Origin of the sequence: Pantoea sp. BR_17 (assembly GCF_041955125.1) — a bacterium.
Taxonomy (GTDB): Bacteria; Pseudomonadota; Gammaproteobacteria; order Enterobacterales; family Enterobacteriaceae; genus Pantoea; species Pantoea stewartii.
On record NZ_JAVAXT010000016.1, the window covers coordinates 93241 to 114712 of the forward strand.

18 protein-coding genes are annotated in these 21472 nt (G+C 52.6%); 7 read left to right on the forward strand and 11 right to left on the reverse strand.

Going from position 1 to position 21472, the window contains the following annotated elements; translation table 11 throughout:
* Positions 1 to 80: 80 nt before the first annotated feature.
* Complete coding sequence (locus tag RAC60_RS20595; RefSeq protein WP_033738039.1) at positions 81 to 1760, forward strand: AsmA family protein; 1680 nt, start codon at positions 81 to 83, stop codon at positions 1758 to 1760.
* A 32-nt stretch (positions 1761 to 1792) separates the two neighbouring features.
* Here the strand turns inward: RAC60_RS20595 and fabY are convergent, their stop codons facing one another.
* From fabY to typA, 5 genes are all read right to left on the reverse strand, one after another.
* Positions 1793 to 2740: a fatty acid biosynthesis protein FabY gene (gene fabY / locus RAC60_RS20600; protein ID WP_033738037.1), complete on the reverse strand. Its 948-nt coding sequence runs from the start codon at positions 2738 to 2740 to the stop codon at positions 1793 to 1795.
* 59 nt (positions 2741 to 2799) lie between these two features.
* Entirely contained in the window at positions 2800 to 3237 is a 438-nt protein-coding gene (dtd, locus tag RAC60_RS20605; protein WP_006121336.1) for a D-aminoacyl-tRNA deacylase, read from the reverse strand.
* Positions 3234 to 4103 (reverse strand): virulence factor BrkB family protein, encoded by an 870-nt coding sequence (locus tag RAC60_RS20610; RefSeq protein WP_033738033.1) that lies wholly within the window; start codon positions 4101 to 4103, stop codon positions 3234 to 3236. The genes dtd and RAC60_RS20610 overlap by 4 nt, the downstream gene beginning before the upstream one ends.
* A gap of 3 nt (positions 4104 to 4106) precedes the next feature.
* Complete coding sequence (gene yihX / locus RAC60_RS20615; protein ID WP_006121333.1) at positions 4107 to 4703, reverse strand: glucose-1-phosphatase; 597 nt, start codon at positions 4701 to 4703, stop codon at positions 4107 to 4109.
* A 224-nt stretch (positions 4704 to 4927) separates the two neighbouring features.
* Positions 4928 to 6751, reverse strand: a complete 1824-nt coding sequence (typA, locus tag RAC60_RS20620) for a ribosome-dependent GTPase TypA (RefSeq protein ID WP_006121332.1) — start codon at positions 6749 to 6751, stop codon at positions 4928 to 4930.
* A gap of 432 nt (positions 6752 to 7183) precedes the next feature.
* On the opposite strand from typA, the gene glnA reads away from it, so the two are divergent.
* From glnA to glnG, 3 genes are all read left to right on the forward strand, one after another.
* On the forward strand, positions 7184 to 8593 hold the full coding sequence (glnA, locus tag RAC60_RS20625; protein WP_006121331.1) for a glutamate--ammonia ligase: 1410 nt from the start codon (positions 7184 to 7186) through the stop codon (positions 8591 to 8593).
* Between the two features lie 194 nt (positions 8594 to 8787).
* Positions 8788 to 9837, forward strand: a complete 1050-nt coding sequence (glnL, locus tag RAC60_RS20630) for a nitrogen regulation protein NR(II) (RefSeq protein ID WP_033738029.1) — start codon at positions 8788 to 8790, stop codon at positions 9835 to 9837.
* Positions 9838 to 9844: 7 nt separating this feature from the next.
* The gene (gene glnG, locus RAC60_RS20635; protein ID WP_006121329.1) at positions 9845 to 11254 is read left to right on the forward strand and encodes a nitrogen regulation protein NR(I); all 1410 of its coding nucleotides are present in this window, start codon (positions 9845 to 9847) and stop codon (positions 11252 to 11254) included.
* A gap of 36 nt (positions 11255 to 11290) precedes the next feature.
* Here the strand turns inward: glnG and hemN are convergent, their stop codons facing one another.
* Positions 11291 to 12664: an oxygen-independent coproporphyrinogen III oxidase gene (gene hemN / locus RAC60_RS20640; protein WP_324029414.1), complete on the reverse strand. Its 1374-nt coding sequence runs from the start codon at positions 12662 to 12664 to the stop codon at positions 11291 to 11293.
* Between the two features lie 235 nt (positions 12665 to 12899).
* Positions 12900 to 13418 (reverse strand): Der GTPase-activating protein YihI, encoded by a 519-nt coding sequence (yihI, locus tag RAC60_RS20645; protein WP_205955825.1) that lies wholly within the window; start codon positions 13416 to 13418, stop codon positions 12900 to 12902.
* A gap of 551 nt (positions 13419 to 13969) precedes the next feature.
* Between yihI and yihA the strand changes: the two genes are divergently transcribed.
* Entirely contained in the window at positions 13970 to 14605 is a 636-nt protein-coding gene (gene yihA / locus RAC60_RS20650) for a ribosome biogenesis GTP-binding protein YihA/YsxC (protein ID WP_006121326.1), read from the forward strand.
* 366 nt (positions 14606 to 14971) lie between these two features.
* Here yihA and polA read toward each other — a convergent pair whose 3' ends face one another.
* From polA to RAC60_RS20670, 4 genes are all read right to left on the reverse strand, one after another.
* Entirely contained in the window at positions 14972 to 17755 is a 2784-nt protein-coding gene (polA, locus tag RAC60_RS20655; protein ID WP_375094240.1) for a DNA polymerase I, read from the reverse strand.
* A gap of 381 nt (positions 17756 to 18136) precedes the next feature.
* Positions 18137 to 18766: a thiol:disulfide interchange protein DsbA gene (gene dsbA / locus RAC60_RS20660; RefSeq protein ID WP_006121321.1), complete on the reverse strand. Its 630-nt coding sequence runs from the start codon at positions 18764 to 18766 to the stop codon at positions 18137 to 18139.
* A 25-nt stretch (positions 18767 to 18791) separates the two neighbouring features.
* Entirely contained in the window at positions 18792 to 19778 is a 987-nt protein-coding gene (locus RAC60_RS20665; protein ID WP_006121320.1) for a serine/threonine protein kinase, read from the reverse strand.
* Between the two features lie 45 nt (positions 19779 to 19823).
* Entirely contained in the window at positions 19824 to 20099 is a 276-nt protein-coding gene (locus tag RAC60_RS20670; RefSeq protein WP_006121318.1) for a YihD family protein, read from the reverse strand.
* Positions 20100 to 20170: 71 nt separating this feature from the next.
* Between RAC60_RS20670 and mobA the strand changes: the two genes are divergently transcribed.
* Together mobA and mobB are read left to right on the forward strand one after the other, a co-directional pair.
* Positions 20171 to 20761: a molybdenum cofactor guanylyltransferase MobA gene (gene mobA, locus RAC60_RS20675; protein WP_033738021.1), complete on the forward strand. Its 591-nt coding sequence runs from the start codon at positions 20171 to 20173 to the stop codon at positions 20759 to 20761.
* Positions 20743 to 21252 carry a molybdopterin-guanine dinucleotide biosynthesis protein MobB gene (gene mobB / locus RAC60_RS20680; protein WP_205955822.1) on the forward strand — a complete coding sequence of 170 codons (510 nt, stop codon included), beginning with the start codon at positions 20743 to 20745 and terminating at the stop codon, positions 21250 to 21252. Before mobA ends, mobB begins: the two co-directional genes overlap by 19 nt.
* Positions 21253 to 21472 lie beyond the last annotated feature (220 nt).

Genomic DNA, 21472 nt, shown 5'->3' on the forward strand with positions numbered 1-21472 from the left:
GATTTACATCCAGGCGGTTGAGCTATAACGATAATTCAGGCATAACAACCTTTCAGCGGACTGAACCCGGGAAGGATACGATGAAATTTATAGGAAAGTTTTTCCTCACCTTATTGTTACTGCTGCTGTTTGCGCTGATCGTCGTCTATGTTCTGCTGCAAACTCAGTGGGGCGCGGGCTGGTTTAGCCGTTGGGTGAGTGATAAAACAGAATGGCATCTGTCGCTGAGCAAAATTGAGCACAATTTTTCTTCACCTACGCACATTATTCTGGATGACTTCAGCTTTGGTCATGACGGCCAGCCTGCCGTACTGGTGGCCAAACGCGTCGACCTTGGCATCGCCCTGTTACAGTTCAGCGATCCGTTTCATTTTGCCAGCATAGAATTACGCGACGGCGAGGTAAACCTTGCTAACCTGGCGAACAAAAGCGCACTGCCCATGCAGGCAAACCGCCTGCAGTTAAACAACATGCGCATCGACAGCCCTGCCTCAGCGCTACCGCTGGCGGCACAGCAGGTGAATGGCGGCATTGTGCCCTGGCATCCGCAGGCCGGTGATTTGCTGGGTCGTGATGCGCAGTTCCAGATGAGCGCGGCCAGGATGACGCTCAACAGCGTTGACGGTGAAAACGTGCTGATTCAGGGTAATGTGTCCCAGGGCCGCATGGTATTTAGCAACATTGGGGCGGACTTAGCACGCGGTTCAATGACCGGTAACGGTGAGCGCGACGCGCAGGGTAACTGGAAGATTAATCAACTGCGTCTGAACGATATCCGTCTGCAAACGGCGCATACGCTTGTCGATTTCCTGAAACCGTTTGAAGAAGTACCCTCAGTTACGCTCAACCGGGTTGATATTACCGATGCCCGGCTCCAGGGCCCTGACTGGGCGGTGACCGATCTCGATCTGACGCTGAAAAATCTGAGCTGGAAGGGCCGGGACTGGCAGAGCCAGGACGGATCGCTGGCCATGAATGCCGGTAACTTTATTAACGGGCGCTTCGAACTTAACGATCCCATCATCAACATGGATTTCTCGCCTCAGGGGATTGCCCTGACGCAGTTCAGCTCGCGCTGGGCCAATGGCGTTATCCGGGCTGACGGCAACTGGTCACGTCAGGATAAACGGTTAACGCTGAATAATCTGGCGGTGGCCGGGCTGGAATATACCTTACCTCAGAACTGGCGGGCGTTATGGCAGGATGCCCTGCCTGACTGGCTGGATGCCGTAACCGTGACGCGCTTTACCTCGAACCGCAATTTACTGATCGATATTAATCCGGCCTTCCCTTTCCAGCTCACTTCACTGGATGGCAGCGGCGAAAATCTGCAGTTGGCCCGTCAGCATCAATGGGGAATCTGGTCAGGTAAGCTGAGTCTGAACGCGGCGGAGTCGACCTTCAATCGTACCGATTTACGTCATCCTTCTGTCGCACTGGAGGCTGATGAACAACAAATTAAGGTGACAGAGCTCAGTGCGTTTAGTGGTAAAGGGTTGCTGGAAGGCACGGCGACCATAGGGCAGCAGGCTGATCGACCTGTCAGCCTGAACCTGACGGGACGCGGCGTGCCCGTTAATGTTCTGCAAAACTGGGGCTGGCCGGCGCTTCCCTTGCAGGGTGACAGCAATTTGCAGCTGCGCCTGAACGCCTCACTGAAAGCGAATCAGCCGCTGGCCCCGTCGGTTAACGCGACACTGTCCGTAACCACAGACAGCCAGCAGCTACAGCAGAGCATGCAGGCCGGACAGGTCCGCTAACGCACACAGGGCCGCAATAGCGGCCCTGTGATTTAATTGATACGCGCGCCGGAGCCGCCCTCTTCCAGTGGTCCGTCGGGATCCACCGGCAACACGATGTAAACCGCTTCAAATACCGCGCCACACTCATCATCGCCAAACAGCTGCACTTCAAGCTGAACACGGGCTTTGCGTCCGCGCGCCAGGCGATCAAGATCGCCACTCAGTGAGCCAAGATCGGCAATAGCACCGGGTTTACCGGTAATCGGACGACTGTAGCGTATGTGCGCGTCGGCCAGAATAATGGTGCCGCCCAGATGGCGCTCCCGCAGTAACAGCCAGATCAGCCCCCAGCCGGTGAGCGTAGCCAGTGAAAACAGGCTTCCGGCAAACAACGTATGGTGCGGATTTTGGTTGCCGGTTTCCGGCATGGTGGTAATAAACTTCTGCCCGGTATATTGCAGGATGCGCACGCCCATTTTTTCACTCAGAGGAATGTGCTCATACCAGGCCTGTTGTAACTGCCCGCACCAGTCCGCACGGTGCAGAATATCGTCCAGTGTGACGACCGGCTTGATCATCAGAAAGTGGCGCACCGGCGTCGTCTGCGGTGCGGTAATCTCGCCCTGATTCAGGTAGCCAAGTTTAGCGAAGAACGCCACCGCATCTTCTCGTGCGCTACAGGTCACGCGCTTCACACCTTCCTGACGCGCAACGGACTCCAGCGTCATCGCCACCAGCGTGCCGAGGCCTTTGCCCTGTACGGTGGGATGAACGGCCAAAAAACGGATAGCCGCTTCGTTATCAGCATTGATATAGAGCCGTCCTACTGCAACCGGCTTGCCCTGTTCATCCACCACCATTTGATGATGCGCTAATGCATCCCAGGCATCGCGTTCAGAACCCTGAGGCTGATGCAGCGGCTTTCGTAACATTTCCCAGCGGAACTGATAATACATATCCAGCTCTTCCGCCGTTTGTGGCACACGAAGATGATACATAAAATGGTTCTCTCGTTCTGATGCGGGGTTGCCGAGGCTAAGCCGTGCGAAATGAGGCGTCATACCTGTAACCAGAACGTCACCGGACCGTCGTTGACCAGAGCAACCTGCATATCGGCAGCAAAACGGCCATTGGCGGTCGTGACATCATGACGGCGACAACACGCGCTGAAATACTCATATAACCGCTCCGCTTCCTGCGGCGCGGCGCCACCGGAAAAAGAGGGCCGCATGCCCTTTTGCGTATCGGCAGCCAGGGTGAACTGTGATACCACCAGCACGCTTCCGCCAGCCTGTTTGACGTTCAGGTTCATTTTGCCCTGTTCATCGCTAAAAATACGGTAGCCCAGTACGCGCTCCGCCAGTCGTTCAGCGCGCTTTTCGTCATCACCTTTTTCAACGCCTAACAGAATCAATAATCCCTGCCCGATCTCACCCACGACCGCATGATCAATGCTGACGCTGGCACGCTGAACGCGTTGAATTAAAGCAATCATCCGTCCTCTCGTTCTTTTTCTCTTTCCTGCCGTTTGAACTGGCGATAGTCATCTAAGGTAACCGTAATTTCGGCACCGAGCAAAACGATGCACCAGGTCCAGTACACCCACAGGAAAAGAATGGGGATCACCGCCAGCACGCCATAGATTAACTGATACGTCGGGAACATCGTAACATACAGCGCAAACCCCTTTTTCCCCAGTTCAAACAGCAACCCGGCGACCAGCGCCCCCGTCAGCGCATCGCGAGAAGGCACCCGCTGCGTCGGGACAATACTGTACAGCAACCAAAATGACAGCCACGACAGAAGCAAGGGAAAGAAACGCAGCGTCTGATCGACCAGGCTGGTCACCCCCGTCACGTTTATCCATTTCAGCGACAGCAGGTAAGAGCTGATGGCTAAACTGGCACCAGCCAGCAACGGCCCAAGCGTCAATATCATCCAGTAGACGGCAAAGGAATAGACCAGCGGGCGCTTTTTATGACTGCGCCAGATAGCATTCAGAGCCGAATCGACAGAATGCATCAACAGCAGCGCCGTGACAATCAGCCCCACGGCGCCCACGGCGGTCATGCGGTGCACGTTAGCCACAAACTGCTCAAGGTAACGCTGCAACGTGTTCCCCGCAGCAGGCATAAAGTTGGCAAAAATAAAGTTTTTAAGCTGGACGCTGATATCAGAAAACACAGGAAACGCGGCAAACAGCGCAAAAACTACGGCGATCAGCGGCACCAGCGCCAGTAGCGACACAAAGGCCAGGTTGCCCGCCTGTGTCGTCATGGCATCATTATCAATGCGCTTCCAGAGCAGCTTAAGCCACAGCCAGAAGGCATGAAACCTGGGGCGAAAACGATGTAACTTCATGGCTTAAGGCTGACCCGCGAACCAGTCGGGCACGGTTTTACTGTCGGTCACCAGCACGCTGGTAATGCCTAATGCGCGCGCACCTTCAATATTGGCGGCATTGTCGTCGAAGAAGACGGCCTGATCGGCACTGAATCCTTCCGCATCCAGTACGTGCTGATAAATGCGGGCTTCAGGTTTACGCATGCCCAGTTCCTGGGACAGATAAATCTTGTCAGCCGCCTGCTGCACATCAGGATACTGGGTCGGCCAGAAGGTGCAATGCAGTGCATTGGTATTCGACAATATCACCACCCGATGTCCCGCCTGGCGTAGCTGATTCATCAGCGCCAGCGTATCCGGACGCACCCCCACAAAGATAGCCTGCCAGCCCGCAGCAAACTGTTCATAGCTCAGCGCAATCTCCAGTTTTTCACATAAGGCTTCTGCAAAGGCTTCATCGCTGATTTCACCGCGCTCATGCTGCTCAAAAGCCGCATCCATTTGAAAATGACTTTGAAGCGATGCCAGCGGTACGCGGCTGAGGTCACTCCAGACGCCCAACACGCGGTTAAAGTCGATATCGATAATCACATTGCCCAAATCAAAGATATACAGCATGGTGCCTCCTTTGGTTCCCTGGATCATTCACTCTAGCGGTAAAAGTGCGGCCTGAACAGGCGGCCCGGACGAGAAAATTACACACTTTAAATTAAGGTACGACAGGACAAAGTGGGAAGGGGACAAAGAAGAAGTTACAGGCTGGTTTAGACTGGATTTAACTGAGCTGGCAAAACCCCGGACAAAAAAAAGCCCCGTTAAAACGGGGCGTTATTATTACGCGATTAGGCGTCTTTACCGCCGCGTGAAGCACGCTTACGGTCGTTCTCAGTCAGGTGACGTTTACGGATACGCACTGACAGAGGCGTAACTTCGACCAGTTCGTCATCATCAATGAACTCGATCGCCTGTTCCAGCGTCATTTTCTGCGGTGGAACCAGTGTAGTGGCTTCGTCTGTACCGGAAGCACGCATGTTAGTCAGCTTCTTACCGGTCAGGCAGTTCACGGTCAGGTCGTTAGAACGGCTGTGAATACCGATGATCTGGCCTTCATAAACTTCCGCGCCATGGCCCAGGAACAGCTTACCGCGATCCTGCAGACCGAACAGGGCGAACGCTACCGCTTTACCCTGGCCGTTAGAGATCAGAACGCCGTTCTGACGCTGACCCACTTCGCCCGGACGAATATCGTCGTAGTGGCTGAAGGTGGAGTACAGCAGACCTGTACCTGATGTCATGGTCATAAATTCGTTACGGAAACCGATCAGACCACGGCTTGGGATGACGTAGTCAAGACGTACGCGGCCTTTGCCATCTGGATCCATATTTTTCAGGTCGCCTTTACGCTCGCCCATGGCCTGCATAACGGAACCCTGATGCGTTTCTTCGATATCCAGCGTCACGTTCTCGAATGGCTCTTGTTTACGGCCTTCGAATTCGCGGAAGATAACTTTCGGACGGGATACCGCCAGTTCGAAACCTTCACGACGCATGTTCTCGATCAGTACAGACAGATGCAGCTCACCACGGCCCGATACGCGGAACGCGTCAGCATCTTCGGTCTCTTCCACACGCAGTGCCACGTTGTGAACCAGTTCTTTGTTCAGACGCTCAAGGATCTGACGTGAGGTCACGTACTTACCTTCTTTACCGCAGAACGGTGAGGTGTTGACGTTGAAGAACATGGTTACCGTTGGCTCATCCACGCTCAGGGCTGGCAGCGCCTGCACATTCTGCGGATCGCAAATGGTGTCAGAAATGTTCAGTTCACCCAGACCGGTGATCGCAATGATGTCGCCCGCTTCTGCCAGGTCGCTGTCAATACGCTCCAGCCCCAGGTGAGTCAGCACTTTACCCACTTTACCGTTACGGGTTTTGCCTTCGCTGTCTACGATGGTGACTTGCTGGTTAGGCTTCACTTTACCGCGCTTGATGCGGCCGATACCGATCACGCCCAGATAGTTGTTGTAGTCCAGCTGAGAGATTTGCATCTGCAGCGGCGCTTCGACTTCAACCTGTGGAGGTGAAACGTGGTCAACGATTGCCTGATACAGCGGGGTCATATCGTCAGCCATGTCGGTGTGATCCAGACCGGCAATACCATTCAGCGCAGAGGCGAAAATGATAGGGAAATCGAGCTGCTCGTCCGTTGCATCCAGGTTAACGAACAGGTCAAACACCTGATCAACAACCCAGTCAGGACGTGCGCCAGGGCGGTCAACTTTGTTGATAACCACAATCGGCTTCAAACCATGCGCGAACGCTTTTTTGGTAACGAAGCGGGTTTGCGGCATAGGGCCATCCATCGCATCTACAACCAACAGTACCGAATCCACCATAGACATTACGCGTTCAACTTCACCACCGAAGTCGGCGTGTCCTGGGGTATCAACGATGTTGATACGGTAGTCGTTCCATTTAATGGCGGTATTTTTTGCGAGGATGGTAATCCCACGCTCTTTCTCCAAATCATTGGAGTCCATCACGCGCTCGGTGGCTTCAGTACGGGCATCAAAAGTACCAGACTGTTGCAGCAGTTTATCAACCAGGGTGGTCTTTCCATGGTCAACGTGCGCGATGATGGCGATGTTACGCAAATTTTCGATCACAGCTTTTTTGCCTCAGGCATTAGAAATAACGCGGTATTGTACACGGATTAAGCGGGAGACTGAACACGATCACACTTTTCACTGAAAGTTTATTGCATTGTCGCAAAATCGCACTAATAGCCGTGCAAAAATTGCACTGCAATGATGTTTTGCACCACAGTGGTGCTCATTTTCAACGCCAATGCACATAAAAAGTGCAGTGCAACTATCATGGTGCACGTCTTTTATGACAAAAAGGTGCATGACAGCGCGATTTTGTGCAAAGAAATAAAGTTGGCACAGAATTCGCTTTGTATTATCCAGATGAAAACGACGTAAGACAACGGTTGCAGAGCTGGTCGGGATCAGACTGAGGTATGGCTGACACATGTCGCACATTTCCTCACCCGGTTCTCACCATGTAGACAATGACCATTTCCAGGAGAGTTGAGTATGTCCGCTGAACACGTTCTCTCGATGATGAACGAGCACGAAGTTAAGTTTGTTGACCTGCGTTTTACCGATACCAAAGGTAAAGAACAGCACGTTACTATTCCGGCTCACCAGGTTAACGCTGACTTCTTCGAAGAAGGCAAAATGTTCGATGGCTCTTCCATCGGCGGCTGGAAAGGCATTAACGAATCAGACATGGTACTGATGCCGGATGCAACCACGGCAGTTATGGATCCGTTCTTTGAAGATTCAACACTGATCATTCGCTGTGACATCCTTGAGCCTGGCACCATGCAAGGCTATGACCGCGATCCACGCTCTATCGCAAAGCGCGCTGAAGACTATCTGCGTTCTTCAGGCATCGCTGATACCGTTCTGTTTGGACCCGAGCCAGAATTCTTCCTGTTCGACGATATCCGTTTCGGTTCGTCAACCTCTGGTTCACACGTCGCTATCGATGATATCGAAGCGGCCTGGAACACCGGCAAAGAATACGAAGGCGGTAACAAAGGTCACCGTCCAGGTCTGAAAGGCGGCTACTTCCCGGTTCCACCGGTCGATTCATCACAGGACATCCGTTCTGCTATGTGTCTGACAATGGAGCAAATGGGTCTGGTTGTTGAAGCTCATCACCACGAAGTTGCGACAGCGGGTCAGAACGAAGTGGCAACCCGCTTCAATACCATGACCAAAAAAGCTGACGAAATTCAGATCTACAAATATGTTGTGCACAACGTGGCGCATGCTTACGGCAAAACGGCAACCTTTATGCCGAAGCCAATGTTTGGTGACAACGGTTCAGGTATGCACTGCCACATGTCTCTGTCTAAAGGCGGACAAAACCTGTTCTCTGGTGACAAATACGGCGGCCTGTCTGAAACCGCGCTGTTCTACATCGGCGGTATCATCAAGCACGCAAAAGCAATCAACGCCCTGGCCAACCCAACCACCAACTCTTACAAGCGTCTGGTTCCGGGTTATGAAGCACCGGTTATGCTGGCTTACTCTGCCCGTAACCGTTCTGCATCAATCCGTATCCCGGTTGTTGCCAGCCCGAAAGCACGTCGTATTGAAGCGCGCTTCCCGGACCCAGCGGCTAACCCGTACCTGGCGTTTACTGCACTGCTGATGGCTGGCCTGGATGGCATCATCAATAAAATCCATCCTGGTGATGCGATGGATAAAAACCTGTATGACCTGCCACCGGAAGAAGAAGCTGAGATTCCAAAAGTTGCAGGTTCACTGGAAGAAGCGCTGAATGCACTGAACGAAGACCGCGAGTTCCTGACCCGTGGCGGCGTCTTCACTGACGACGCGATCGATGCTTACATCGAGCTGCGTAAATCAGAGAACGACCGTGTGCGCATGACGCCACATCCGGTTGAGTTCGAACTGTACTACAGCGTCTAATTTCAGAGTCAGCAAAATGGGTGCCGCATTGAAAGATTGCAATTGCGGCACGCTTAACCTGAAACGTTTTTTTGTTGCCGTGGAAACTTTAGCCCATCTTCGGATGGGCTTTTTTCTCCGCGAATTCATCGTTCATTCGCTTTAATTCCGGCTTAAAGACTACAATGCACTAAATTAGTGCAGAGGAACGCTGTATGGCAACTGCCTCCCTGCCCGACGCCGGGCAGATTCTCAATACCTTAATCAACAGTATTTTGTTGGTGGATACCGATTTGGCGATCCATTATGCCAACCCGGCGGCACAGCAATTACTGGCGCAAAGCTCACGTAAATTGTTCGGCACGCCGTTACCTGAATTAACCGGCTACTTTTCGCTGAATGTCGAGGTCATGCGCGAGAGTCTTGAGGCGGGCCAGGGCTTTACTGACAGCGAAGTTACTCTGGTCGTGGATGGCCGGGCGCACATTATGTCGCTCACGGCACAGCGCCTGCCTGATGGGTTGATTCTGCTGGAAATGGCACCGATGGATAATCAGCGTCGCCTGAGTCAGGAACAGCTGCAGCATGCTCAGCAGGTGGCCGCACGCGATCTGGTCCGCGGGCTGGCCCATGAGATTAAAAATCCGCTAGGTGGATTGCGCGGCGCGGCGCAGCTTTTGTCACGCGCCCTGCCGGACCCTGCCCTGAATGAATATACCAAAGTCATTATTGAACAGGCAGATCGCCTGCGAAATCTGGTTGATCGCTTACTGGGGCCGCAACAGCCCGGTATGCATATTACCCAGAGTATTCATCAGGTAGCGGAACGTGTCGTTAACCTGGTTTCGATGGAGTTGCCAGAAAATGTATCGCTGGTTCGCGATTACGATCCCAGCCTGCCGGAATTACCGCACGATCCCGATCAGATTGAGCAGGTATTGCTGAACGTCGTGCGCAATGCGCTGCAGGCGTTAGGCGAAGACGGCGGCACAATCGTGATTCGAACCCGTACAGCCTTCCAGTTAACACTGCATGGCACACGTTATCGTCTGGTTGCCCGCATTGATATCGAAGATGACGGCCCCGGTATTCCAGCCCAGCTGCAGGATACGCTGTTCTATCCAATGGTAAGCGGACGGGAAGGCGGTACCGGCTTAGGCCTTTCTATTGCCCGTAGCCTGATTGATCAGCATTCGGGAAAAATTGAGTTCAACAGTTGGCCGGGTCATACCGAGTTTTCGGTTTACCTGCCTATTCGCCAGTGAGGTTTCTATGCAACGAGGGATAGTCTGGATCGTCGATGACGATAGCTCCATCCGCTGGGTGCTTGAACGCGCGCTCACTGGAGCCGGTTTAAGCTGTGCCACTTTTGACAGCGCGAACGACGTGCTCAATGCACTCGCAACAAAAACCCCGGACGTTTTATTGTCTGATATCCGTATGCCGGGTATGGACGGGCTGGCTCTGCTAAAACAAATCAAACAGCGCCATCCCATGCTTCCGGTTATCATCATGACAGCGCATTCCGACCTGGATGCCGCGGTAAGCGCCTATCAGCAAGGCGCGTTCGATTACCTGCCCAAACCGTTCGATATCGACGAAGCGGTCGCGCTGGTTGAACGTGCCATCAGTCACTATCAGGAGCAACAGCAGCCACGTAATCAACCGGTAAGCGGCCCCACCACCGATATTATCGGTGAAGCGCCCGCCATGCAGGACGTATTCCGTATTATCGGCCGTCTCTCCCGTTCGTCGATTAGCGTGCTGATCAACGGGGAATCGGGTACAGGTAAAGAGCTGGTAGCGCACGCACTGCACCGCCACAGTCCTCGCAGTAAAGCGCCGTTTATTGCCCTCAACATGGCGGCGATCCCTAAGGATTTAATTGAGTCGGAACTGTTTGGCCATGAAAAAGGGGCCTTTACCGGTGCGAATCAGATTCGTCAGGGACGCTTTGAACAGGCCGACGGCGGGACGCTGTTTTTAGATGAAATTGGTGATATGCCGCTGGATGTTCAGACGCGCCTGCTGCGCGTACTGGCAGACGGGCAGTTTTACCGCGTCGGTGGCTATGCACCGGTCAAAGTGGACGTGCGCATCATTGCCGCTACGCACCAGAACCTTGAACTGCGGGTACAGGAAGGCAAGTTCCGTGAAGACTTGTTTCACCGCCTGAATGTCATCCGCGTGCATTTGCCGCCGCTGCGTGAGCGTCGTGAAGATATTCCCCGTCTGGCCCGTTATTTCCTGCAGGTGGCCGCACGCGAGCTTGGTGTGGAAGCCAAGATCCTGCATGCGGAGACCGAGACCGCGCTGACCCGTTTGCACTGGTCGGGTAACGTGCGTCAGCTGGAGAATACCTGCCGTTGGTTAACGGTGATGGCCGCCGGTCAGGAAGTGCTGATTCAGGATTTACCACCGGAGTTATTCGAATCCAGTACGCCGGAAAGCCCCACGCAGTCGCTTCCCGACAGCTGGGCAACCCTGCTGGCACAATGGGCCGATCGTGCCTTGCGTTCCGGTCATCAAAACCTGCTGTCAGAAGCACAGCCGGAAATGGAACGCACGCTTCTGACGACTGCACTGCGCCACACGCAGGGTCACAAACAGGAAGCCGCGCGTTTGCTGGGTTGGGGAAGGAATACGCTGACGCGTAAGCTGAAAGAACTGGGCATGGAATAAGCCATTCCGCCGGAACAGCCTGTGCTGTTCCGGCGGTTAAATCACACGCGAATAGGGCTGCGGTTGCGTCTTTTGTCGCAGGTAAGCATCAAAACACATACAAATATGGCGAATCAGCAGTCGTCCTGTTCCTGTCACTTTCAGGCCTGTCGCGTTTTGCACCACTAGCCCATCCGCAATCAGCGGTTTTAACCGCGCCAGCTCTTCGGCAAAATAGCTGTCGAAGGTGATATTCCACTGCGTTTCTGTCGCGCTGAAATCGAGCGCAAAGTTGCAGATAAGCGTTTTGATCACATCGCGGCGCAGGCAATCGTCCTGACTGAGCGTGAATCCCCGCCATAAGGCATGGCCCTGTTTTTCAACCTGGCTGTACCAGTCATTCAGGCTTTTCTGGTTTTGCGCGTAGCGATCGCCGATCATGCTAATGGCGGAGACGCCCAGACCGAGTAAATCGCAGTCGCCCTGGGTGGTATAACCCTGAAAATTGCGGTGCAGGTTCCCCTCGCGCTGAGCCACCGCCAGCTCGTCCTGCGGTTTAGCAAAGTGGTCCATACCGATGAACTGGTAGCCATGCCGGGTCAGCGTTGTAATGCTCTGCTGCAGGATAGCCAGCTTCTGTTGCGCCGAGGGCAGTTCATTTTCTTTAATTTTTCGCTGTGCGGCAAAGAGTGACGGAAGATGCGCATAGTTAAAAACGCTCAGTCGATCGGGATCCAGCGCGATAACCCGCTGCAGCGTAAAGGCAAAGCTTTCCGGCGTTTGCAGCGGCAGACCGTAAATCAGGTCGATGCTGGTTGAACGAAACCCCTGCTCACGTGCCCGTGCCATCAGGGCAAAAATCACGTCCTCATCCTGCACCCGGTTAACTCGTTCCTGCACCGCCTTGTTAAAGTCCTGTACGCCCATGCTCAGGCGATTAAAACCGCACGTCCGGAGATGATCGATCATCTCCAGTTCAATTTCACGCGGATCGACCTCGATCGACATCTCCGCGTCATCCTCGAAGGTGAAATGCTTTTTCAGCAGCGCCACCAGCCGGCTAACCTGCTGCTTATTCAAAAATGTCGGCGTGCCGCCGCCCCAGTGCAGTTGAGTGACGCGACGATCACGAAACAGTGGCGCGCGGGCGACAATCTCCTGTTCCAGCGCGTTCAGATAGCGGTCGGCTTTATGTAAGTGACGCGTGACAACCTTATTGCAGCCACAGAAATAGCACAGGCGATGACAGAACGGGATATGAACATAGAGCGACAGCGCGCGTTGCGGATAACGTTCAGTGGCACGGTGAAAATCAGCGTCTGTAAAGGTCTCGCTGAACGCTAGCGCGGTGGGATAAGAGGTATAGCGCGGACCCGCCGCATTGTATTTTTCAATTAATGCCTGGTCCCAGTCGATTTGTGACGCTGACATGCTGACTCCTTCCGTTTACCTCGCTGTGGGAAAGGCCGCGATGCAGAAGGAAAGAGAGGAGTGCGGGAGGAAACCCGCCGTAAACGCTGCTTCAGACGCGACAGTCGTTGTAGTTTAAACAATAACCACAGGAGATAACATGTCATCAAAAGCACGAAAATTGATCCAGGCCAAAACATTGTCGTTAACCTGTTAATCCAGGCATGCGCATTTACGCATGCCGATCAAAGACGGCTTAATGCCCTTTAAGCAGGCGGTACATATCTTCTTCCGCCTCCGGATCGTCTTCCTCGTCCATCGCGATGCCGAGCTGTTCCATCAGTTCATCAATGCGATCCAGCGTGACATCAAGCCAGCCCTGATCCTCAGATGACAGCGTTTCGCCTTTCTCAAGGCGGTCCAGTAGCGCATCAAGACGCTCGCTGTTCTCTAACTGCGCCAGCTCTTCTTCCGGTGTCAGCACCACTTTCTGCTTCGCCGGTTTTGCCGTCACTTTTTTGGTTTTTGCGGGTGCAGCGTTGTCGTCAACGATTAACGACACCGGCTTTTTACTGCCGATACGCGGATCTTTTGCCGGGGCCGCTTGCTTACCGTTGCTGCTCTGCGCTTGCGGGTTAGCACGGCTGCCTGACGCATGGCCACGATGCTTTTTATCGCGTTTACGATCGCGCGCTTCGTTATTGATCTCTTCACGTGATTTACGTTTTGCTTTGGCGACAGGCTTGCCCTTCGCCGCGCTTGCAGGTTGCTTCATAATCTTGGGTTCCGGTGTTTTTTATTCAGTATAGAATTGCGGCGAAATCTAGCAGAAACCAGACAAAGAAAAAAGGCGACAGCTCAAGCTGTCGCCTTATTTCATACCTTCGGCAGAAGGAATCATGTTTCAAATCCGTTTCGGCTCACAACATCCCGGTTAATCCTGCGCCTGCTCAACTCCGGAGCTCATCCTTTTCCTTTTCTGGTCCGCAATCCCTGACCATTTCCTTTCCTGTCGCTCTTCGTTATCCCAACGTTCCTGAGCGCATCATCCTGATGAATGCTGTCCTGCACTGCTGAATAATGTAGACCAATTGGTAAAAGGCTCAAGTAATACTTGTATGGTGTTTGAGCGAAAAACCTGTACTTTAGTATAATGCACTGAATTTTAATCATTTATTTTTTTAATTTTTTAATTAAAAAGCGACATAACTTGCAAGATTTATGGCAAATGTCTTACAGGGAGCCCTGAACAATGGTATTGAGCACTTTCCCGCCATAATGCGTATAATCAGCGCCATTGCCCTAATGCGTTTCTGGAGTACTACCTTGTCTGAACTGAATTACCATGTCACCCGCTTCATCCTTAGCGCGCCTGATATCCGCCATTTACCTTCTGATACCGGCATTGAAGTGGCGTTCGCTGGCCGTTCTAATGCGGGGAAATCCAGCGCTTTAAACACGTTAACCAACCAAAAAAGCCTGGCGCGTACCAGTAAAACGCCCGGTCGTACGCAGTTGATTAACCTGTTTGAGGTGGCCGAAGGTAAGCGCCTCGTCGATCTACCCGGTTATGGCTATGCCGAAGTGCCGGAAGAGATGAAACTCAAGTGGCAGCGGGCACTGGGAGAATATCTGCAAAAACGCCAGGCATTAAAAGGCCTGGTGGTACTGATGGATATTCGTCACCCTCTTAAAGATTTGGATCAGCAAATGATTCAGTGGGCCGTTGACAGCGGTATTCCTGTTTTGCTGCTGCTGACGAAAGCCGACAAGCTCGCATCTGGCGCACGTAAGGCCCAGCTTAATATGGTGAAGGAAGCCTCGCTGGCTTTCATGGGAGATGTGCAGGTGGAAGTTTTCTCATCGCTGAAAAAGATTGGCGTTGATAAAGTGCGCCACAAGCTGAATAGCTGGTTTAGTGAACTGGAACCCGCAGTGGACGATCAGGACAGTGACGCATAAGGCCGGGCAAAAAGCTCAATAAAAAACGCCCCAGTCACAGAATGACTGGGGCGGCTAAATTCAGCCAAATCCGATTACGTGAAGTAAAAGGTCTGAAAGATAGAACATCTTACCTCTGTACCCTACGCCTCGAACTTTACCTGATTTTTTGTGAGCAACAAAGGTTTTTTTGTTACTCCCATTCATTTTCCGCCACTTTTTTTACTATGCTCGTCACAAAAATGAAGATGACATGTAGTTAAATTATCAAAAAAATGGTGGAGGCAGAGTCAGTCATTCCTTCATGATGCTGAGAAAACCTGAATGGTTGAACGGGCCACGTTTCTCACCGGGCGCTAACGCATCACGTCAGCGCCGGTTGCTTACCTAGTGTGCCTGCTCCCAGTTATCCCCTACCCCAACTTCAACCAGTAAGGGCACATCCAGCGCCATACTGCCTTCCATTAGCGTACGAATCTGCTTACTGGCCGCTTCAACGGCCTCCTCTTTGATTTCGAACACCAGTTCATCGTGCACCTGCATAATCATCTTCACTGCGTCGCTTCGCTGTTCCTGTAACCAGTTATCAACCGCGATCATCGCGCGTTTAATGATATCGGCCGCCGTTCCTTGCATGGGGGCATTGATTGCGGCGCGTTCTGCCGCTTTACGTCGTATCGCATTGCTGGACTTGATGTCAGGCAACCACAGGCGACGCCCGTCCAGCGTTTCGACATAACCGTTACTCGCGGCGAGCTGACGCGTATTTTCCATGTAGCGCAGGACGCCTGGATAGCGCTCGAAGTACAGATCCATATATTTCTTCGCCTCACCTGCACCGATATTCAGCTGGCGGGATAAGCCAAATGCACTCATACCGTAGATGAGACCAAAGTTGATGGCCTTCGCGCTGCGACGTTGTTCACCCGTCACCTTACTGAGCGGTACGCCAAACACTTCCGCTGCGGTAGCCCGGTGGATATCTTCTCCCTGCGAGAACGCGTCCAGCAGGCCTTTATCCTGCGACAGATGGGCCATGATACGCAGTTCAATCTGCGAGTAGTCCGCCGCGACGATGCGGTTGCCCTTGCCTGCTACGAAGGCCTGGCGAATGCGCCGTCCTTCGTCATTCCGCACCGGGATGTTTTGCAGATTAGGATCGGTAGACGATAAACGTCCGGTCGCGGTGACGGCCTGATGGTAAGACGTATGCACGCGGCCGGTTACAGGATTGATCATCAACGGCAGCTTATCGGTGTACGTGGACTTCAGTTTTGACAGCCCACGGTGCTCCAGAATGACTTTCGGTAATGGATAGTCCAGCGCCAGCTCTGCCAGCACTTCTTCGCTGGTCGACGGCGCACCACCCGGCGTTTTCTTGGTGGGCTTGATGCCCTGCTTTTCAAACAGGATGACCTGCAGCTGCTTCGTGGAAGAGAGATTAAACGGCTCGCCCGCCAGTTCATGCGCTTCACGTTCCAGTTCAGCCAGGCGCGCTGTCAGCTCTTTTGAGTGCTGCGCTAAGATGGCCTGATCGATCAACACACCATTACGCTCAATGCGCGAAATGACCCTGAGCAACGGCATCTCGATCTGTTCGAACACCTTTTTCGGGCCGGCTTCTTTTTCAAGCTCAGGCCACATCTTCAGGTGCAACTGCAACGTGACGTCAGCATCTTCTGCCGCATAATGCGCAGCCTGCTCAAGGGCAATCTGATTAAACGTAAGCTGATTTTTACCCTTACCGGCGATCTCTTCGAAGGTGACCGTTTTATGATTCAACCAGCGTGCCGACAGGCTGTCCATATCATGTTTGCCCACCACGCTGTTCAGGATGTACGACTCAAGCATGGTGTCATATTTAATGCCTGCTAACTCAATATCGTAGTTCTTAAGGACACCGCGATCGTACTTGAGGTTTTGCCCCACTTTGCTGACATCAGGATCTTCCAGCAGCGGTTTGAGCTGTGCGAGCACCGCATCGCGATCAAGCTGCTCGGGCGCATCAAGATAATCATGCGCGACAGGAAGATAAGCCGCTTCGCCTGGCGCGATGGCGAAACTGAGACCCACAATGTTGGCTGTTAACGTGTCCAGCGCATCGGTTTCAAGGTCAAACGCGAAAACGTCGCTTTTTTTCAGCTTCTCAACCCAGTTGTCCAGCGTTTGCTGATCCAGGATGGTGACATAACCCTCGGCAGACAAGACGCTTGTGGCTTCCGCCTTTACAGGCTCATCGACAAGAACCTGTTGGGCCTGTCGGTTGCTTTTCTTACCCTGCAGCCATTTTCCCTCTTGCAGGTCGGTCAACCAGCGCCTGAACTCGTAACGGCTAAACAGCGCCTGCAAGGCCTGAATATCCGGTTCACCGACGGTGAGCGCCTCACAAGGCTGATCCAGCGCTACATCCGTTTTAATGGTCGCAAGTTGATAGGAGAGAAACGCCACCTCGCGGTTTTGTTCCAGCTTTGTGGCCATAGTTTTGGCACCACGGAATGAAAGATCGGCAACTTTATCGAGATTATCGTAGATCGACTGCATCCCTCCCAGTCCCTGTAGCAGGGCCTGAGCCGTTTTTTCACCCACGCCTGGTACGCCTGGAATGTTATCTGAGCTGTCGCCCATCATCGCCAGAAAATCGATGATCAAGGTGGGTGGCACACCATACTTTTGCTCAACTTCTTCCGGCCCAAGAATGGTGTTAGTCATCGTATTGATTAACGTTATCGCTGGCGTCACCAGCTGCGCCATATCTTTGTCGCCCGTACTGATAAGGACAGAGTAACCCTTTTTTTCGGCTTCTAGCGCCAGCGTACCAATCACATCATCCGCTTCGACACCGCTGACGGCCAGCAGAGGCAATCCCATCGCACGCACCATTTCGTGTAACGGCTCAATCTGTGACCGCAGATCGTCGGGCATGGGCGGGCGATGAGATTTGTAATGTTCAAACAGCTCATCCCTGAAGGTTTTGCCTTTAGCATCAAACACCACAGCAACATGTGTAGGGCTGTATTGAACCAACAGGCTTTTAAGCATGTTCAGCACGCCATACATAGCACCGGTAGGCTCTCCTGCACTGTTCGTCAGCGGCGGGAAAGCGTGGTACGCGCGATAAAGATAGGATGAGCCATCAACCAAAATCAGGGGGTTTTCTGCTATTTGCGCCATATGTCTGTGTATTCTTCGTTGCCATGGATTGGTCTATAAGGATGCCACACCTTGGCGAAAAGGGTTAATCAAGACAAACGGGAAGTTGTTTTTTTGGTGCTGCAGCCTTTTGGATCGTAACGATCTTCCTGTGGATAACTTTGTGCGTAAAAATCATATCAATCATTTATTTATATCATAGCGATCCCAGCCAGCAATGATACTTGTTTAAAATTAGTAACTTAAAACAAAACCGTGATGTGATCGTGATTTTTGACGGCATGTCTGCTTGTGTGGATAGAAAAACTGTGCTTCTCCAGTCCAGCAGAGATAAGGTGAGTGATGGCAAAAGAAAACGCCAGCGAATGCTGGCGTTTTGCGGAAGATGATAGCAAAAAACGCTTATTTCTTTTCGACCAGGAATTTAACAACGTTGGCATAATCCGCCACGAAGTTTTCCATTGAGCTCGTATCCAGTCCACCATTATTAACCATGTATTTGCCGTTAATAAAGATAGCGGGAACACCGCGCAGATCCACATCAGCGGCCGCTTTTTGCTGCTGGGCAACCAGCGCTTTTACTGCAAAGCTGTTCCAGGCCGAATCATATTGCTCAGAGGTAATGCCTGCGGCTTTGATGAAAACGTCTTTCAGACTGGCGGGATCGGTAATGGTCTGGGTTTTCTGAATACCGTCGAAAATAGGTGCCGTGACTTTATCTTCAACCCCCAGCGCCATGGCCACAGCCCATGCGTGCGTGACAACCGGCCCCAGCTCGCCGCCCAGGAAATCAACATGGTATTTAACCATTTTGGTATCCGCTGGCAGGTTCTTTTTCACCGCATCACTGACATGATAGATTTCTTCAAACTGGTAGCAGTGAGGACAGAAAAATGAGAAAAACTCCATGACCTGCGGTTCACCGGCAACCGGCTTAGGCAGGCTGACATATTGTTTACCTTCAGAGAATTGTGCAGCAGATGCGCTGAAGGCCAGCACCAAACCCATCAGTGCAAAAAATATTTTCTTCATTGGGGAAAACTCTCCTGACTTGTCATTAAAATTGCGGGGTCAGCTGCAACGGGGGTTCCCGCAACACCTTTTCCTGCTCGATAAACTGCAAAATTTGCCTGCGCCAAAAATCCTCATCGGTCATCCAGGGAAACGCGCGCGGAAAGGCGGGGTCCTGCCAGCGGCGAACAACCCAGGCCAGATAATAAATCATGCGCATCGCACGTAAAGGTTCAATCAGTGACAATTCGTTAATATCGAAATCACTGAATTCACTATAGGCTTCCAGCAGAATATCCCACTGGATCCGCTGCTCCTGCTTATCGCCGCTGATCAACATCCACAGATCCTGAACGGCCGGGCCATTGCGGGCATCGTCGAGATCGACAAACAGGGGGCCATCCCGCCACAGGATATTGCCTGGGTGGCAATCACCATGTAATCGTAACGGCTGCCAGTTGTCGTGCCAGCATTGACGGAGTGTCATACCCAGCTTATCGACGGCCTCTGACAATGCACTGCGCAGCGACGCGGGCACAAGTTCAGCGTTTGCCAGCACATCCCGGGGCTGATCCAGATATTCATCAAGTCCCATTGAGGGGCGATGCCGGAACAGATTTTTTCGGCCAGTTTGATGCATGCGGCCCAGGAAGCGCCCAACCCATTCCATCTGATCGTCGTTATCGGTTTCATATTGTCGGCCCCCGAGGCTGGGGAAAACCGCAAAGTAAAAACCCGCATGCTGTTGCAACGTATTACCCTTAAGAACCAGGGGCGCAGCAATGGGCACTTCATCGCCGAGTAAATCGTGAGAGAACTGATGCTCCTCAGTAATCTGCTCAGCAGACCAACGCTGTGGTCGGTAAAACTTGGCCACATAGCGCTGCCTGTTATCATCGCTAAACTGATAAACGCGGTTTTCGTAGCTGTTCAGGGCAGTAAGACCGGAGTCTACCCGAATACCTGTTTCCCAAAGCGCATCAAGCAGGACATCTGGATTGAGCGTTTGAAAATTAAAGGCGGCATCACTCATGGTTATCCCTGTGCTTATCTTTACTGTGAACGGCTAAGGATAACACTACTCATCATTTTTAATGACTCCACGTGCACGCAGCAGCGCCGTTTTAAAATCAACTTCATAATCTTTTTTCAGTCCGGGAATCTGATCATGGCTGGCAGAATCACGCATTTTTAGATGATAAATCAATATGTCATCGCTTAATTCACTTAATGGGCCAACGAAACCGGACGCCTGAGCCAGTTTTTGTAAAAATGCCAGCAGGTTAAGATCAGGTTCTTTTTCCCAGGCTGGTTGCAGGAGTTCGAGCAGTTCACTCAGCCGATGCGTTTTCATGATGATTCCTTTATGCAGGTGGTCCGCTGCCGCAATGTGAGTATCGTCCAGATTTGAGTCAGGAGACGAAAATGACAGCAATTACCGGGGTAATCCTTGCAGGTGGACAAGGTCGCCGTATGGGAGGACAGGATAAAGGGTTAATAATGCTGCAAGGTAAACCACTTTATCAGCATGTTCTTCAGCGGTTAAAGCCGCAGGTAGACATTGTGTTAATAAGCGCCAACCGTAACATTGATCGTTATCAGATAAGTGGTTGTCAGGTCGTGGCTGACACCATGCAGGACTATCCCGGACCACTGGCAGGTATGCTGAGCGGTTTGCGAAACAGTCCTACTGAGTGGGTTGCGTTTTGCGCGTGCGATACACCTGATATTCCCGGCGATTTTGTTGCGCGTCTTTGGCAGCAGCGTAACAGCGCACCTGTTGTCTGGGTGCAGTCATCCGAACGTGATCATCCGACTCTGGCGCTGATGAATCGGGCGCTGATCGGCGATCTTGAAGCGGGCCTGTTACGTGGTGAACGCAGGCTTATGCAATTTATGCGTGAACAGGGTGGGCATCCCGTACTGTTCAGTGATGCGGAATCAGCTTTCCGCAATATTAATACGCCTGACGATCTGGTTAATCGGGAGAAATCATCATGCCCGTCCCGTTATTAGCGATTGTCGCCTGGAGCGGAACCGGTAAAACCACGCTGCTTGAGCAGGTTATACCGCTGTTGAAAGCGCAGGGAATACGAGCAGGACTGATCAAACATACGCATCATCAGATGGATGTTGATACGCCAGGTAAGGACAGCTATCGGCTGCGAAAAGCCGGTGCCGATCAGGTTATTGTCGCCAGCGATCGGCGCTGGGCGATGATGTGTGAAACGCCAGAGCAGCCCGTTAGTCTAAGAGCGTTAGCCTCACGAATGGATAGTACACAACTGGATTTGGTGCTAGTGGAAGGCTTCAAAGATGAGCCCGTGCCCAAAATCGTGCTTTGGCGATCGGGTGTTAAAGGGGAGTTGGTCGATCTGCTGGATGAGCATGTCGTGGCGGTTGTCACTGACGACCTGTCGCGGAAGCCGCATGTGCCCACCGTGGATATCAACCAGCCCGGAGAGGTTGCTGCGTTTATCATGACATGGCTGGAAAAGGCCAGTTAAGGGAACGGATACAGGGCGCGTTATCTCTGACAGGTATCGGCTGAGACGTCGTATGGGGTTGTACGAGGGCGGCGTCGGAAGATAAACGTCATGACGGCCGCATACATGCAGAGGCAAGGTAAACGGTCAGGGCAGGACCAGGGAGGATGACCGGCAGGCGACGGCAGAGATCTGCCCTGAAGCCCGCAGAGGTCCGGCAGCCCCCGCCCTCCCCGGACGA